13 protein-coding genes and 1 pseudogene are annotated in these 15,585 nt (G+C 54.5%); 5 read left to right on the forward strand and 9 right to left on the reverse strand.

Annotated features, from left to right (window positions below):
* Positions 1–1,616: 1,616 nt before the first annotated feature.
* From secA to VA597_RS17320, 6 genes are all read right to left on the reverse strand, one after another.
* Positions 1,617–4,367 carry a preprotein translocase subunit SecA gene (gene secA, locus VA597_RS17295; RefSeq protein WP_326974901.1) on the reverse strand — a complete coding sequence of 917 codons (2,751 nt, stop codon included), beginning with the start codon at positions 4,365–4,367 and terminating at the stop codon, positions 1,617–1,619.
* A gap of 178 nt (positions 4,368–4,545) precedes the next feature.
* Entirely contained in the window at positions 4,546–5,688 is a 1,143-nt protein-coding gene (locus VA597_RS17300; protein WP_326974902.1) for a GerAB/ArcD/ProY family transporter, read from the reverse strand.
* A 40-nt stretch (positions 5,689–5,728) separates the two neighbouring features.
* Positions 5,729–6,874: a GerAB/ArcD/ProY family transporter gene (locus tag VA597_RS17305; protein ID WP_326974903.1), complete on the reverse strand. Its 1,146-nt coding sequence runs from the start codon at positions 6,872–6,874 to the stop codon at positions 5,729–5,731.
* 10 nt (positions 6,875–6,884) lie between these two features.
* Entirely contained in the window at positions 6,885–7,094 is a 210-nt protein-coding gene (locus VA597_RS17310) for a hypothetical protein (protein ID WP_326974904.1), read from the reverse strand.
* Entirely contained in the window at positions 7,095–8,249 is a 1,155-nt protein-coding gene (locus VA597_RS17315) for a Ger(x)C family spore germination protein (protein ID WP_326974905.1), read from the reverse strand. It abuts the gene before it with no gap.
* Positions 8,246–9,754, reverse strand: a complete 1,509-nt coding sequence (locus tag VA597_RS17320) for a spore germination protein (RefSeq protein ID WP_326974906.1) — start codon at positions 9,752–9,754, stop codon at positions 8,246–8,248. The genes VA597_RS17315 and VA597_RS17320 overlap by 4 nt, the downstream gene beginning before the upstream one ends.
* Positions 9,755–10,089: 335 nt before the next feature.
* Between VA597_RS17320 and galE the strand changes: the two genes are divergently transcribed.
* The 3 genes from galE to VA597_RS17335 all read left to right on the forward strand — a co-directional run bounded on the left by galE (position 10,090) and on the right by VA597_RS17335 (position 12,089).
* Positions 10,090–11,088 (forward strand): UDP-glucose 4-epimerase GalE, encoded by a 999-nt coding sequence (galE, locus tag VA597_RS17325; RefSeq protein ID WP_128744121.1) that lies wholly within the window; start codon positions 10,090–10,092, stop codon positions 11,086–11,088.
* A 127-nt stretch (positions 11,089–11,215) separates the two neighbouring features.
* Positions 11,216–11,698: a hypothetical protein gene (locus VA597_RS17330; RefSeq protein ID WP_326974907.1), complete on the forward strand. Its 483-nt coding sequence runs from the start codon at positions 11,216–11,218 to the stop codon at positions 11,696–11,698.
* Positions 11,699–11,786: 88 nt separating this feature from the next.
* The gene (locus tag VA597_RS17335) at positions 11,787–12,089 is read left to right on the forward strand and encodes a DUF2087 domain-containing protein (protein WP_326974908.1); all 303 of its coding nucleotides are present in this window, start codon (positions 11,787–11,789) and stop codon (positions 12,087–12,089) included.
* Between the two features lie 65 nt (positions 12,090–12,154).
* Here the strand turns inward: VA597_RS17335 and VA597_RS17340 are convergent, their stop codons facing one another.
* From VA597_RS17340 to VA597_RS17345, 3 genes and pseudogenes are all read right to left on the reverse strand, one after another.
* The gene (locus VA597_RS17340) at positions 12,155–12,250 is read right to left on the reverse strand and encodes an aminomethyltransferase beta-barrel domain-containing protein (protein WP_326974909.1); all 96 of its coding nucleotides are present in this window, start codon (positions 12,248–12,250) and stop codon (positions 12,155–12,157) included.
* An 82-nt stretch (positions 12,251–12,332) separates the two neighbouring features.
* Positions 12,333–12,439, reverse strand: a pseudogene (locus VA597_RS17820) (tRNA 2-thiouridine(34) synthase MnmA); the annotation flags it as partial.
* Positions 12,440–12,871, reverse strand: a complete 432-nt coding sequence (locus VA597_RS17345; RefSeq protein WP_128744124.1) for a hypothetical protein — start codon at positions 12,869–12,871, stop codon at positions 12,440–12,442. It abuts the pseudogene before it with no gap.
* Positions 12,872–13,024: 153 nt separating this feature from the next.
* Between VA597_RS17345 and VA597_RS17350 the strand changes: the two genes are divergently transcribed.
* Together VA597_RS17350 and asnB are read left to right on the forward strand one after the other, a co-directional pair.
* Complete coding sequence (locus tag VA597_RS17350) at positions 13,025–13,681, forward strand: CpXC domain-containing protein (protein ID WP_128744125.1); 657 nt, start codon at positions 13,025–13,027, stop codon at positions 13,679–13,681.
* A gap of 24 nt (positions 13,682–13,705) precedes the next feature.
* Positions 13,706–15,571: an asparagine synthase (glutamine-hydrolyzing) gene (asnB, locus tag VA597_RS17355; RefSeq protein WP_128744126.1), complete on the forward strand. Its 1,866-nt coding sequence runs from the start codon at positions 13,706–13,708 to the stop codon at positions 15,569–15,571.
* The last annotated feature ends 14 nt before the right edge of the window (positions 15,572–15,585 follow it).

The raw sequence follows: 15,585 nt of genomic DNA on the forward strand, positions 1-15,585 counted from the left end.
GTTAAGATCTACCGGGCCTCAGGCCCGCAGAAATCCGGCCCGTCCGGCCTGAGGACGAAGTAGAAATAAGAAGAAATAATAGGTTAAGGATCGCCAGCCACCGACCCGCAAAATATAGTTGAATTTTGGTAAATTAAGGATTATAATAAAGTCGCAAGGCAAATAAAAAACGCAATGCAGGGATGAGGTGTGCGACCACCCCACCCCCTGCATACGGAGCCACGACTCCATATACCACGGAATTCACCGCGCATTGCAGGACCTATTATACTTCCTTTTTCTGTTTTTGTACAGAGGGGGGAAGGATGGTTCCCTGACCTGATTGCGCGCGCGCCGGTGTATGGAATGACAACTTCCGTACCGGCGCTTTTTGTTGCCTTGCGGGTGGCGGTTGCCGCGTCCGGCCGAGGCTGAACCCCTCGGCGGTCGCGCGGCGCATGCTTCCCGCCGGCGAAATGAATGTTGTGAAGAGAAACTGTGGAAAAAACAAGACAACCCCTACCATACCCGGCGTGCAGTGAGAATTCCGCCGGCAAAACAGGGAGCGGAGCGCCTTACCTGATGGCGCTCCGCTCCGGTTTTTATTAACAATTAGTTGTATTGTTTCAATAAAATACCCTGCGGCTTCAACTTTAGAGCCCCGTCGTCAATGGAAAGCAGGAATACGGCCATTCCTGATGACGGGGGCCGGGGTGCAGGGGGGGCCATCCGGCCCTCACTCACCTACGGCGCCCACGGCTGAAGAAACGCTGTTGCCTACCTTCTTTCGGTCGCTTCGAAGACCGATACTTTGGATGCAGCGTCACGCTGCTCCCGATGGGAATTTGGAGTCCCCCTGCATAGTCTTTGCCGCCTTTCTGCTATATCAGAAAGTCCTGGCCCGGCGGCCTGAGCGCAAAGAAAAAATCAGAAGAAATAACAGGTTAAGGAGCGCTTGCCACAGGCAACATAACAGGCTCCGTGCACGGCCTGAGCGCAGCGCAATAAACTCAACAGCAATGATTGACTTTATATTTCACTAAGAATATAATATTTATTGCGAACGAGCACCACGTTTTGTTTCTCATTCATCTTCACAAGACGGTTGGGCGGTTGCTCTCTGTAGGATATAATTCCAGAGGAGAGCTGTTTTACGGATTTTTGTTCTCCTCGTGATCGTACATAAAATGTACAGGATGGAGGAGGTATGAATGTATGTAACATACACTGATTTATTTCAGTATACTCTGGTACTTATAGGAATTGTTGCATTATTCAAAGTCAAAAAGAAGTAAGCCGCCTATGCCAGTAGACGGCTTACTATAATTTGGTCAGTGATGTAAGTTGTTGAGAGCAACCGCCTATCGGTGCTCGTTCCATTTATATTATATCTGATTCAAAATTAGAAATCAAGTATTCGTTTCATAATATACGAATCATGGCATAAAAAGCAATAGAATAAGCAGGAAAATACGCGCCGTCGGATTGTTGCATCCGGCGGCACTTCATTGATTGAAATATACGTCGGGAGCTTCCAATCTCCGTCCCGCCAGTCTCAGCCAGCCTTTTACTGTTTTGTAAACGGCGGGCCGTCCCGACCGGATGGTCCGGGCCGAAGGATGCAGCGTCACGCTGCCTTAATCTTCAAACCTGCCGCAGCACTTTTTGTATTTCTTGCCGCTGCCGCACGGGCACGGATCGTTGCGCCCCGGCTTTTTGCCTTTGCGGACCGGCATGTGGGACTGGTCGCCCGCATCCCCCCCGGCCGTGCCGGTCGGCTTCGCGACCTGCTCGCGCTTCGGCTCCTCCTGCGTGCGGATCTGCACCGTCAGCATCATGCGGGCGGTATCCTCGCGGATCGTGGCGATCATGGCGTCGAACATGTCGAAGCCCTCGATGCGGTATTCGACCACCGGGTCCTTCTGGCCGTAGGCGCGCAGGCGGATGCCCTTTTGAAGCTCCTCCATCGCGTCGATGTGGTCCATCCACTGGGTGTCCACGTTCTTGAGCAGAACGACGCGCTCCAGCTCGCGCATGATGTTGCCGCCGAACTGCTGCTCGCGCTTTTCATAGATTTCATGCGCTTTTTCGCTCAGGTCGCGCGCCACATCCGCCGACTCAAGCCGCACTTTTTCCTCGTCGGTGTAATTGAGGTCCCCCGGCCCGATCAGCCAGCCCATGTAGCGGTCGCGCAGACCGTTCAGGTTGATGTTTTCCGGCTCCGCGTCTTTCGGCATGAAGGTGTTCACCTGGTCCTCGATCGCCTGGTCGATCATCTTCAGGATCTGCTCCTTCAGGTTCTCGCCGTTCAGGACCTGGTCGCGCTGGCTGTAAATGATCTCGCGCTGGCGGTTCATGACGTCGTCGAACTGAAGGACATTCTTGCGGATGCCGAAGTTGCGGCCCTCGATCTTTCGCTGGGCGCTTTCGATCGTGTTCGTCAGCATCTTGTTTTCAATCGGCGTGTCCTCGTCGACCTTGAGGCGCTCCATCAGGGAGTTGATGCGGTCCCCGCCGAATAGGCGCATCAAATCGTCCTCCAGGGAGATGTAGAACCGGCTCATGCCGGGGTCCCCCTGGCGGCCGGAACGCCCGCGCAGCTGGTTGTCGATGCGGCGGGACTCGTGCCGCTCCGTGCCGATGATGTACAGCCCGCCGGCATTCTTTACTTCCTCGGCCTCTTCCTTCGTCTGTTCCTTATATTTTTCGGAAAGCTGCCGGAACTGCTCGCGCGCGTCCAGAATCTCCTGGTCGTCGGTCTCCGAGTGCGCGTCCGCCTCGCTGATGAGTTCTTCCGTAATGCCCTGTTTGCGCATTTCCGCCTTGGCCATATAATCCGGGTTGCCGCCGAGAACGATATCGGTTCCGCGTCCGGCCATGTTCGTCGCGATGGTCACGACGTCTTTCCGACCGGCCTGCGCGACGATCTCCGCTTCCTTGTCGTGGAACTTGGCGTTCAAAACCTCGTGCTTGATGCCAGTCTTGTGGAGCAGCTTGCTCAGTTCCTCCGACTTTTCAATCGAGATCGTGCCTACCAGCACCGGCTGCCCGGTCTTGTGGTGTTCGACGATGTCCTCGATCACCGCGTTGAATTTCGCCTTTTCCGTTTTATAGACCACATCCGGCAGATCCTTGCGGATCATCGGCTTGTTGGTCGGAATCTCGACCACGTCGAGCTTGTAGATTTCGCTGAACTCGTCCTGCTCCGTCATGGCGGTGCCCGTCATGCCGGAAAGCTTTGCGTACATGCGGAAGTAGTTCTGAAACGTGATGGTCGCGAGGGTCTTGCTTTCGTGCGCGACCTTCACGCCCTCCTTGGCTTCGATGGCCTGGTGCAGCCCTTCGTTGTAGCGGCGGCCGTACATCAGCCGGCCGGTGAACTCGTCGACGATGATGACTTCCCCGTCCTTGACGACATAGTCGATGTCCTTCTGCATCACGCCGCGCGCCTTGACCGCCTGATTGACGTAATGCTGGATGGAGATGTTGTCCGCGTCGGTCAGGTTGTCGATTTTGAAAAATTCCTCCGCCTTTTTCACGCCGGACTGGGTCAGCGTGGCGGTTTTGGCCTTTTCGTCCACAATGTAGTCCGCGTCCTGGTACAGCTCGTCGTTGTCCTCTTTCTCGTTCAGCTCCGCGACCTTGACGCAGCGGAGGCTCTTGGCGAAATGGTCCGCCACATTGTACATCTCGGTGGACTTGTCCCCCTGCCCGGAAATAATCAGCGGCGTGCGCGCCTCGTCGATCAGGATGGAGTCCACCTCGTCGACAATGGCGTAGCTGTGTCCCCGCTGCACCTTTTCTTCCTTATAGATCACCATGTTGTCGCGCAGGTAGTCGAATCCGAACTCGTTGTTCGTTCCATAGGTGATATCCGCGTTGTAGGCCTTCTTGCGCGTCTCGTTGTCCAGATCGTGCACGATCAGGCCGACGGAAAGGCCGAGAAAGCGGTAGACTTTCCCCATCCACTCGGAGTCGCGGCGGGCCAGATAATCGTTGACCGTGACGATGTGAACCCCTTTGCCGGAAATGGCGTTCAGGTAAGCCGCCAGCGTAGCCACCAGCGTTTTGCCTTCGCCGGTCTTCATCTCCGCGATGCGGCCCTGGTGTAGCACGATGCCGCCGAGGATCTGCACGGGGAAATGCCTCATTCCCAGCACGCGGTCCGCGGCTTCCCGGCAGACTGCAAACGCGTCGGGCAGGATATCTTCGAGCGTTTCTCCCGCGGAAAGGCGTTCCCTGAGCGCCGGGGTCTGCGCTTTCAGTTCCTCGTCGGACATCGCTCTGTATTTTTCTTCAAGCTCCAGCACCGCGTTGCACTGAGGCTGAATCCGTTTCAGTTCCCGCTTGGAATAGTTGCCGAAAAATACGTTTAAAACATTTTTCATCCAATTCACCTCAAAAATAGGTCTGCCGCAAAGCCGTAACCGGCTGATTTTTGTTATTCCGGTTTATTATAACATAGCACCGGCAAAAATGGAAGCGATTTATGCCGCCGCTCCCTCCGGGCGCGGAACCGGCAGGAAGGGCCGGGCAACCGCCCAATCCTCTTTCGGCGACTGAATTTCAGCTATCCTGCGGATTTGGAGAAATGGATTCCTTTCCCGTTTTTGCCGGGTCCCTCCCCCCTTTTTTCATTTCCATTTTTTTGTGAATTTTTCCAACAATCAGGATAAGAATCGGCAGAAGCACCTGAAACGGCAGGGCAATGACAGGATAGATCTTAATAAAATTAAACACTTGCGCCGTGTCACTATGAAGCAGAAGGGACAGGGTTAAAATCAACAGGCTGAACGGAGCGATCAACGGTTCGTAGTCTTTGAGCCCAAACAGTCGGGTGACTCCTTCACAGGAGGAGAACACCAAAACTCCGAGTTTGATAAATCCGGCCAGCACCAGGTTGATTCCGATTACGATCTCAATTCGTGTGAAAAATGCGCCAATCCGTATCACGCTGACACATTCGTAGGACGGAAATAAAGAAACGGACGCGGAATACCCCAGCACCAGAATATTTCTCATCATCGCGGTGAACAGAAAAACGAAAGCAAGTAAAATCCCCTTTACCATGGTGGGAAATAGCTTTTCCTTCCGGTTCATCGCCCCGAACATGGGCACGCACACGATAAGCTCCCCATAGGGCAACACAAAAGAATTCAGAATCCCGTTCAGAAAATCGGGAAGCTTTGTGTGAAGAATCGGCTTCAGGTTGTTCAGTGTCATATATTTGAACGAAAGAACAATCGTCATAAAGATGGTAAGATACAGAACCGGCAGCACGAATCTGCCGACCCTGGCCAGAACGTAGAGCCGTTTGCTCAGAACAAAAACAACAGTTGCCATGATGATGACCGCGATAGCGATCATCGGTGTTTCGATCATGTTCCCAATATGAATAAATTCGAAAAAAGTCCGAAGCACCTGAGCCCCCAGAATGATGAAGTAAAAAACATAAAGCATACAGACGATCAGGCCGACCGGACGGCCCAGCGTGCGGAGAATAATGCAGAAAAAATTCTGTCCGGGGTAAAGTTTCAGAATTTCGGCATGAATCCACGCAAACGGGATCATCAGAGCCACCGCGATCAAAACCGTGATCCACGTATCCTGCTTTGCGCTGTTCGATCCGCTGGAAATCACCGAGCTTCCCATCAGAAACAGCGCGACCGTGCTTTGCATCTGTTTTCCCGAAATATCCTTCCTATTCAAAGCAAGGCCCTCCTTCTTCTCGCCGTTACGACCGGAATGCTCAGCTTTTCTGAGGCTTGAGAGGGATGGATTCCTTTCCTTCTTTCGCCGGTTCTTTTCCCTGCTTTTTCGATTTCTCGATTTTTTTGCGGATTTTTCCTATCACCAAAACAAGAATCGGCAGAAACACCTGAAACGGCATGGAATAATATGGGAGATCTTCGATCCACCGATACATTTCAACCGTACTATCGCTGATCAGTATGGAAGCGGTCAGAATCAGCAGACTGACCGGTGCCACAAGCGGTTCGTAATCCTTGTAGCCAAACACCTTTGCCAATCCCTGACAGGTGGAAAACAGGAGAACGCCGCCCTTGATAAATCCCGCCAGAAGAAGGTTGATTCCGATCAGGACCTCGATGCGCGTAAAAAATTCGCCCAGCGATATGACACTGACCGACTCGTAAGATGGGAAGTTGAAAACTTCGGTAGAGTAGCCCAGCACCAGCATATTTCGCAGGTTCGCGGAAAACACAATAATAAAAGCGAGAAAAACTCCATTTAAAAAAGAGGGGAAAATTTTAGCCTTTCTGTCCAGCGCGCCGAACATCGGGGCGCAAATCACAATTTCACTGTATGGAATGGTAAAGGAGGACAGAACACCTCCCAACAGATCTGCCGGTTTGGAATGAAGGACCGGTTTCAGATGGTTCCAGTCCATCTCCTTGTAGGAAAGCACAATCGTGATTGCGACCGCTACCAGCAGAAAGGGAAACACAAATTTGCTGAGACGCGCCAGCACGTAGAGCCGGTTGCTCAGAACATAAACCGTAACCGCGGAGATGCACACCATGATGGCAATGATCGGCGTTTCCGTCATATTGACAATATGAACGAACTCGGAAAAAAGGCGCAGGACAATCGCGCCGATATTCAAAGTGTTGATGATCAGCAGCACGCTGACGGCCGTACCGGCCGGGCGTCCCACCGCGCGGAAGATGTTCTGAAAATAATCCTGTCCCGGGTAAAGTTTCAGGATCTCCGAATGGACCCAGATCATTGGAATAATCATAACCAATGCCGCCAGAACGCAGAGCCACGTGTCCTGCTTTGCGCGGCTGGAACCGCCGGAAACCAGCGAGCTGCCAATCAGATAAAGCGCTATGGTCGTTTCCATCTGCTTTGCGGAAATACTTGTCTTGTTCATGGATGAACCCTCATTTTATATAATTGGAGAACAGCCCGATCAGCGCCGAAGAAAGACTGACCTGAAAACCGGCGGCGATCATCACATTCAGCACCAGTACGACGGCAAAAATGGGAATCTGAATCCAATAGTAGCGGAATTCCTTGCGTTTCCAGGTTCCGCGCAGGTTAATCCACGCCAGAATGAGATAGAGCGGGAAAAAAATCAAAAAATGAGTCATTTATTCGCCGCCCTTCGTCATATTCAGAGCCGTGTTTTCAATATCGACATCAGCGGTGACCTTAACTTTCAGCGTTTTGAAAATTTCATCCCATCGGGAACCGATCCGGTCCCAATTGTTCGGCTGATTCAGATAAATGGAATTGCCGAAGCCGAAGATGTCGCAGCCGAAACGCTGCTGCACGTTTTTCACCAAGCTGGCGGCTTCATATTGGATGGTCTGGTCGGCGTATTGTTCCACCTTGCTGACTCCAATCTGGGACAGCAGGTCCGTTTCGGCATTCTGTTCCGCGAAGGCGACTCTCATGTGAACATCAATGTCGGCTGTCACCGCCTGTCCTGAGACAATCGGCTTCACCTTTGTTTTGCAGTCAAGAATTTCCAGGCAAAACTGTGTGGAACCAGGTGTAGGACCTGTCAAAAGCAGCCCGCCCTTGGTCTTTCCCCTGATCAGAGTATAATATTTTGCCGGCTCGGCATCCAGCCAGCCGAGCATCTGGTCTCCTTTAAACACCGCTCCGCCGGAAAGCTGGACGGTCTCTCCCTCTTCCGTCTTTTTCTTCTCGATAGAGGGCAGTACCAGTGAAATGCCGTCGGCATTCAGAATATTGGTCACTTCATACAACTGAACACCGGAAGAACTGCCATAATACCCCTCGCTCTCGGCAAGGGTATTATCGATCTGATTGGAAAGGATCTGCCCCGACTGTGGTTTGACACGCAGAAGTTCCCCCGCCGTTTTTTCCTTGGAAATCAGAATCTGCATGGTAATTCGGGGTTCCGCGTCCCTTTTCACCCAGTCTATCACGGGCTTGAGCCCTTTTTTTGCAATGTCGGAGCTTAAAATCAAAATTTTGCAGTGATTGAAGTACAGTTTTTTATCCGATTCCCGCAGGGTGCTGCGGACCGCGTCAAAAACGGTGTCTCCGTCTTCTTCTATGACAAGCGGTTCAAGCTGGGCATTATTTCCCCCACTGGACATTTTGATGCATTCAAACGTCACGTGGTATTGATACCCGTTCTGCCCTTTGTCAACCGCCATGCCGGATACGATGGAGTACGTTTCCAGCTCGTGATAATTCCAGCAGCCGGAAAAAGCAAGCAAAATCAGAACGGCTTGCAGAACGACGACCGCTGTTTTCCATGCCTTTTTCATTGCGGTTTCTCGCCTCCGCCGGACTGCCTGACCTTGTTGTCGGTCAAAAACCTCGGTCTCTTAATCATGGTCCACCAGGGCGCGCGGACATAAGTGTCCTTATAGTCCTGAACGCTGTTCGTGTAAACGTCCGGCATAATCGGAATTCCGAACGAAGTCATGCCGAACAGTCCCGCCAACAGCGCTAAAATGCCCAGCAACAGCCCGTAAAGTCCCAGAACGCAGGCGCACCCCAGCAAAAAGAAGCGATTCAACACCATATATCCTTTCAGGCGTGTTACCATCAGCCCGCAGATGCCCGACATTGCCACAACGACCACAATCGGAGCGCTGACGATCTTGGCGTCCACCGCCGCCTGCCCGATCACCAGGGCGCCGACAATACTGAGGGTCTGCCCCATGATGTCGGGCATGCGGGCGCCCGATTCGCGCAGTATTTCAAAAACGGTCAGCATCATGATGGCTTCCATTGCTGTTGGGAACGGCACGCCCTGCCGGGCGGTGAAAACGCTCATTAAAAGCGGCGTCGGCATCATTTCCTGGTGAAACGTGACCAAGGCGACATAACCAGCCGGAAGGGCAAGTGATAGAATAAATGCAAGAAAGCGAAGGAGTCTGTTGATGGAGGAAAAAACATAATTAGTATAATAATCCTCATCGGACTGAAAATGTTCGATAAACAGGTACGGTACGGTCAGGACCATAGGCGTGCCGTCCAGGAACAGCGCGACGCGGCCCTCCAGCAGTTTGGCGGCCACCACGTCGGGCCGTTCCGTGCTGCCGACGGTTTTGACCGCGGAGTAAGAGTCGTCCTTGATGTTTTCGGTGATGTAATTCGTATCCAGCATCCCGTCGATATCGATTTTTTCCAACCGCCGCTCCAGCTCCGTCAGGACGCTGTGGTTCACGACGCTGTCAAGGTAACAGATGCACGCCTTCGTTTTCGTCCTTCTTCCGAACGTCAGATACTTGAATTTCAGGTCCTGCGTCCTGATTTTTCGCCGCAGCATGGAGAGATTCGTCAGGATCGATTCGTTAAAGCCCTCGCGCGGGCCGCGGATAACGCGCTCGGTTTCCGGCTCCGTGATGGAGCGAAGCATGAACCCTTTCGTGTTGAGGATCAGGGCCTGCGGGCAGCCCTCAATCAAAAGGATCGTATCGCCGTAAACGATTCCCTGAATCAGCTCGTCCACCGCGTCCGTTTTTTTCGCGTCGTTCGAGAACAAGGCCTGCAGCCGGACGGTGTCGATGAGGGAGGCTCCCTCGTCCGGTTGAAAAACAAATTCGAGCAGCGGGTGAATGACGTCCTGATTGATCAGCCGGCCGTTCACCATGCCGTCCGCGTAAACGAGGCAGAACCGTATCGTCTGTTCGCCTCTGTCATTTTCCAATTCTCTGAAAACCAGCGTGTCATCGCCGGTAAACAGGTCGCGGAGATAGCGGATATTCTGCTCAAGCTGGTCCGCCGGGAGCTTGGCCCCCGCAAAACTGTCAGAGGTGCTCATTTTCATTTTCCTTTCCGCCGGGCCGGTATGCCCGGTAAAATTTGCCGACTCGCATATCGTTCCCGCTGAAAATTAGAATATTCGCCCCACCCGCAAATCGGCTTTTCAGTCAGTAAAAATCTTGACCGCACGGGACCATCAGGGGGGAAGGGCCCTTGCGGCGGGCGCACGGCTTTCGGCGGAGCGCATGGAAAAGCCGCACTTGAAACGGGCTCCGCAATGGAGTATGATGGACAAAACGGGCGCGGCCTGTTGCCCGCCGGGCCCGGAAGAAGCCGCGCGGAAACCGTAACAGGCCTACGGCGGTATCTGACCGAAAAAGGAGAAACTTAAAGATGAATATTCTGATTACCGGCGGCGCCGGATACATCGGCTCGCACACCTGCGTCGAACTGCTCCAAAGCGGCTTCGACATCGTCGTGATGGACAATTACAGCAACGCCTCCCCGGACGTGATCGGAAAAATCGAGGCGCTGACCGGAAAAAAATTCCCCGCCTACGAGTGCGACATGCTCGACGAGGAAGGCTTCGAGAAGATCTTTCAGGAAAACGACATCGACGCGGTCATCCACTTCGCGGGCCTCAAGGCCGTCGGGGAATCGGTGGCGAAGCCTCTGGAGTACTACCGCAACAACCTGACCGGCACCCTGAACCTGTTCCGGCTGATGCGGCGGCACGGCGTCAAAAAATTCGTGTTCAGCTCCTCCGCCACGGTCTACGGCATGAACAATCAGGCTCCGTTTACGGAGGAGATGCCCCTCTCCGCGACAAACCCTTACGGCTGGACAAAATACATGATCGAGCAGATCACGCGCGACGCCTGTCGCGCCGACCCGGACATGAAATCCGCCCTGCTGCGCTATTTCAACCCGATCGGCGCGCATCCGAGCGGGCTGATCGGAGAAAACCCGAACGGAATTCCAAACAACCTGATGCCCTACATCATGAAGGTCGCCGTCGGCAAGCTGCCGAAGCTCCATGTCTACGGCAGCGACTACCCCACTCCGGACGGCACCGGCGTGCGCGACTACATCCATGTCTGCGACCTGGCGGCGGGCCATGCAAAAGCCCTGCAAGCGCTCAATTCGATCTCCGGCGCGCGCGCGTTCAACCTCGGCACCGGAAAGGGCAGCTCCGTCCTCGATGTGGTGCACGCCTTCGAGGAAGCGAGCGGCGTGAAGATTCCGTACCAGATCGACCCGCGCCGTGCGGGCGATATCGCGACCTGCTACGCCGACCCCTCCCGCGCGAAAGAGGAGCTGCACTGGGAAGCAAAATTCACGCTTTCCGACATGTGCCGCGACAGCTGGAACTTCATCCGGAAAAATTCGTAACGCCGAAAAGACGCAGGAAAGCATTCCCTGTGTCTTTTATTTTCCTTCCGGGCAAACTCCGGGGATTTGACAAAAGCTGGAAACCGCCGTATGATATTTCCAGCTTGCTTTGCAGAGGAGTGGCCGAATGAATCCGCTGAAAAATCGATCGGCTTTTATCGGGCGGAAAAAATTGTTCCTGGCCGTCTCCCTGTTTGCCGTCCTCTTTTTCGCCGTTGGCGCGGGCCTTGGAACCTGGCTGGGACAACCCGACTCCGGCCTTTCCTCTCGACTGGAGCGCCGCTTCGGCTCCGGGAACGTCACCGGCGTATCCTGTGAACAAACCGGTCCCGAGCTTCACATCACGGCCGATCTGACTTTTATTCCTGAAGAAACCGGGAATTTTCTGGAGCGCTCCCAGTTCTACCAATCAGCCTGTCTTGCGGCAAGAGGCGAACTGCTGTCCGACACCGCCTTTGATCATGTCCGCACCATGAGGCTGACCTTCCGCTATGGCGGCAAAACGACGGCTACCATCCTCAGCGACCGGTATCACGCGGGAGACGTAGAACCGTTTTGCATGTTCCGCTCCGAAAAACCCGGAGCAAGCTTTTCCATGGTGCTGGACTAGCTTTCCATTTTTTTAACCGCCGTCCTGTCCCCTATTCGGAAAACATCCTGCGGACAGGGCACCATTCATTAAAAAAGGAAGCATTTAAATGGACGAATCAACTCTCACCCCCGAACAGAAGCAGGAAGAAAAAATCATCCGAAGCTTTTTTTCTTCCACGGCCCCGCTCAAGCTGAAAACGCTGCCGTCCAAGCAGCAAAAGCTGCAGGTCGTCCTGAAAAGGGTCGCGGAGGCGTTCGAGCCGGGAAAAACCTATTCCGAGCAGGAGGTCAAAGAACTGCTCGTCGGCATCTACGCGGATCACGCGACGCTGAGACGGTCCCTGATCGATTTCGGTTACTTAAAACGCACCAGCAACGGGGCCGCCTACTGGCGGGAAGCCGCCGAATGACAAAGAGGCCGGAACCCTTCTTCAGGGTTCCGGCCTCTTCCGTTTGAACAAGGCGTCCGCGCGCTTTACGGCTCTTTCGTCAGGATTGTTCCGCCGCCCAGCACCGTGTTCCCGTCGTAAAAGGCGGCGGCCTGTCCCGGCCGCGACACAGTCGAATCCAAGGCGCTCCGCGCGGTCCAGCCCCGCGCCGAACCTGATGGCCGGGGTTGCACAGCACGCAGGGATTCGGGGTCCGGCCGGCCGCACACGAAGCGTGACGCCCACAACCTCTACCCCGCTTTTGGCAAAAGCAGGGCGGCGGTTGAACTGTCCACGCCGCCGCTCATTCCCAGCATGACTTTTCCCCTCATTCAGATCACCGGATCGTCGTCGGCCACTTCGCCCGTGCCGTCCGGTTCCTCCTCCGCGGCGCTGAACGAGCGGAAAAAATCTTCACCCTCATCGGAAGCGCTTTCGGCGCAGCCGCTCTCTTCACAGCCGTCTTCCTCTTCCTGATCCGCGCCGGCCGGAACCATCATTTCGTCCAGCTTGGCAAACGCGCGCTTCAGCCTGCGGTCCGCGTTGTCCACGGCGGCACAGAGAGGCTCGGTGCGCTCGTCGGAAGCGTCGCGCATGTTTTCATAATAATATCTGCCCAGCTCGATATAGGAGCGGGCCTCGATTTCTTTCTCGTTGCGAATCACAATTTTCAGCCGGTTGATCATGGCGGCCCTGCGGTTTTTATCCACGACGTAATTGACCGCCTTTGTCACGGAACCAGCGACATTTTTAAAAAGTTCCATTTCGGATCCCTCCTGCCGCGAACGCGGTTTTCATGAATTTGTTCCTATTATACCTCAAAAAGCGTTCCTGCAACAGTATTATTTCATCTATTCCTTTTTTTATGTCAGTGTGATATAATAGGGAAACACGCAGAGAATAAGGAGATAGCGGGAATGTCGACGCAAATGACTGAGGAAATCAGCTGCCCACAGTGCGGCGCGGCCGTGAAAACAGAGCTGTGGCCGGGGGTCGATGCCGCCCGGAATCCGGAGCTGAAGGCGCGTGTGCTGAATGAAACCATGTTTGACTGGCGCTGCCCAGAATGCGGTTACGCAGCCCGGTTTTTATATCCATTTCTGTATCATGACCCGGACCGGAACTTCATGGTGTACCTTTCGCCGAACGGCGGCGGCTGCGGCGAAATCGATCTTAAAACGGAGTTTCCCCAGCTGACCGGCGTCGCCAAACGCCTGGTCACCACGCCGGAAACCCTGAAGGAAAAGGTCCTGATCTTTGAAGCCGGGCTGGACGACAGGGCGGTGGAACTGGTCAAATTCGCCCTCTCCGGCGTTCTGAACCAAAAGCACGGAAAGAAGACGGCGGCGGGCTATTTCTGCTATGCCGACGAACGCGGAAATGAGATCGGTTTTTCTTTTCTGCTGGAGGGCGAGGCCGAGCCCGTGCGCAGGCACACGCGGATGGAAGCGTACCGCAAGTCGCTGGAAATCGTGGAAAGCGCCGGTCCCGACCGGATGGACGGCTTCTTCCCGGTGGACAGCATGACGGCGCAGAAGATACTGGACGGCTACCGCGAAAGTGAAAGCTGCTGACAGAATGGGGCAAAAGAGGAAACTATGTGCGGACTGTGCGGATTTACAGGTGAAGTAATCGACCGCGACGCGGTCATTAAGAATATGACGGATGTCATCACACACCGGGGGCCGGACTCCCGCGGAGTTTATACCGACTCCGATATCGCGATGGGGTTCCGGCGGCTGAGCATCATCGATTTGAAACAGGGCGACCAGCCGATTTACAACGAGGACGGCACGCTGGTTGTGATGTTTAACGGCGAGATCTACAATTATCAGCAGCTGCGGGAAATTCTCGCGGCAAAGGGACACCGTTTCGCGACCAACACCGACACCGAGGTGCTGGTCCACGGATTCGAAGAATGGCAGGAGGACCTGCTGGGCAAGCTGCGCGGCATGTTCGCGTTCGCCGTCTGGAACAAAACGGACAAAAGCCTGTTCCTGGCGCGCGATTTTTTCGGAATCAAACCGATGCACTATACGCAGGTGGGCGGCAGCTTCGTCTACGGCTCCGAAATCAAAAGCATTCTGGAGTTCCCCGGCTTTGAAAAGAAGCTGAATCTGAATGCGCTGAACAACTATATTTCCTTCGAGTACCCGGTCCCTCCGGAAACCTTCTTTGAGGGCGTTTCCTGCCTGATGCCGGCCCACTACCTGTGGTACCGGAACGGCGAGGTGGAGATCAAGCGCTACTGGGAGCCGAAGTTTGAACCGGACGAAACGATGACGGAGGAAGAAGCCGTCGACGAGATCGACCAGGTCTTCGAGGACTCCGTCGCGGCGCACCGCATCAGCGACGTGGAAGTCGGCTGCTTTTTATCCAGCGGCGTAGATTCCAGCTATGTCGCCACTTATTTCACCGGGCAGAAGACCTTTACGGTCGGGTTCGGCGAGGACGAAAAGTACAACGAGATCAGCTACGCAAAAGAGCTTTCCGAAAAGATCGGCGTCGAGCATCACTACAAGACGATCTCACCGGACGAATACTGGGGAAACATCCGCAAGGTGATGTACCACATGGACCAGCCGCTTGCGGACGCCTCCTGCATCGCCCTTTATTTTGTCTCGAAAATCGCGAGTGAATACGTCAAGGTCGTGCTTTCCGGAGAAGGCTCGGACGAGCTGTTCGGCGGCTACAATATCTACCATGAACCGGACGACATGGCGGCCTACCGCCGTCTGCCGCTGGGACTTCGCAGGGCTCTCGCCTCCCTTGCAAGGAAACTTCCGTTTTCGTTCAAGGGCAAGAACTTTCTCATCCGCGGCTCCAAAACCATCGAGGAAACCTTTATCGGCAACAACAGCCTCTTCACCATGGCGGAAAAGCGGGCTCTTCTGAAAGAGGGCGTTCCGGCGACCCGGCCGCAGAAGCTGACGCGCCCCTGGTACGACCGCGTGCGGGATCAGGACGACGTGACGAAAATGCAGTATCTGGACATCAACGTCTGGATGGTCGGGGACATCCTCCTGAAAGCCGACCGAATGAGCATGGCGAATTCCCTCGAGCTGCGCGTCCCGTTCCTGGACCGCAAGGTTTTCGCCGTCGCCTCGCGCATTCCGCGCAGGTTGAAAGTAAATCCGCAGAACACCAAATACGCGCTGCGCAAGGCGGCGATGCGGCATCTGCCGGAGGCGACGGCCCAAAAGAAAAAGCTGGGCTTCCCCGTTCCGATCCGCGTCTGGCTGCGCGAGGAAAAATACAGCGCGATCGTCCGCCAGGCGTTCACCTCCGAAACCGCGGAACAGTTTTTCAACACCGATTTTCTCACCTCCCTGTTGGAGAACCACGTGCAGGGCAAATGCGACAACAGCCGCAAGATCTGGACGGTATTCATGTTTCTTGTCTGGTACGACATCTATTTCAACGGCGCTTCCCACGAGCCGGGCGACCTGCCGATCATAAAATAGCATGAAGCGGAACG

This window comes from Caproicibacter sp. BJN0012 (assembly GCF_035986805.1).
GTDB lineage: Bacteria > Bacillota > Clostridia > Oscillospirales > Acutalibacteraceae > Caproicibacter.

What these genes read in the sequence shown, in the direction of transcription:
- secA (WP_326974901.1), bottom strand. Translation starts at nt 4,367, where the DNA reads ATGAAAAATGTTTTAAACGTATTTTTCGGCAACTATTCCAAGCGGGAA.
- VA597_RS17305 (WP_326974903.1), bottom strand. Translation starts at nt 6,874, where the DNA reads ATGAACAAGACAAGTATTTCCGCAAAGCAGATGGAAACGACCATAGCG.
- VA597_RS17310 (WP_326974904.1), bottom strand. Translation starts at nt 7,094, where the DNA reads ATGACTCATTTTTTGATTTTTTTCCCGCTCTATCTCATTCTGGCGTGG.
- VA597_RS17315 (WP_326974905.1), bottom strand. Translation starts at nt 8,249, where the DNA reads ATGAAAAAGGCATGGAAAACAGCGGTCGTCGTTCTGCAAGCCGTTCTG.
- VA597_RS17320 (WP_326974906.1), bottom strand. Translation starts at nt 9,754, where the DNA reads ATGAGCACCTCTGACAGTTTTGCGGGGGCCAAGCTCCCGGCGGACCAG.
- galE (WP_128744121.1), top strand. Translation starts at nt 10,090, where the DNA reads ATGAATATTCTGATTACCGGCGGCGCCGGATACATCGGCTCGCACACC.
- VA597_RS17330 (WP_326974907.1), top strand. Translation starts at nt 11,216, where the DNA reads ATGAATCCGCTGAAAAATCGATCGGCTTTTATCGGGCGGAAAAAATTG.
- VA597_RS17335 (WP_326974908.1), top strand. Translation starts at nt 11,787, where the DNA reads ATGGACGAATCAACTCTCACCCCCGAACAGAAGCAGGAAGAAAAAATC.
- VA597_RS17345 (WP_128744124.1), bottom strand. Translation starts at nt 12,871, where the DNA reads ATGGAACTTTTTAAAAATGTCGCTGGTTCCGTGACAAAGGCGGTCAAT.
- VA597_RS17350 (WP_128744125.1), top strand. Translation starts at nt 13,025, where the DNA reads ATGTCGACGCAAATGACTGAGGAAATCAGCTGCCCACAGTGCGGCGCG.
- asnB (WP_128744126.1), top strand. Translation starts at nt 13,706, where the DNA reads ATGTGCGGACTGTGCGGATTTACAGGTGAAGTAATCGACCGCGACGCG.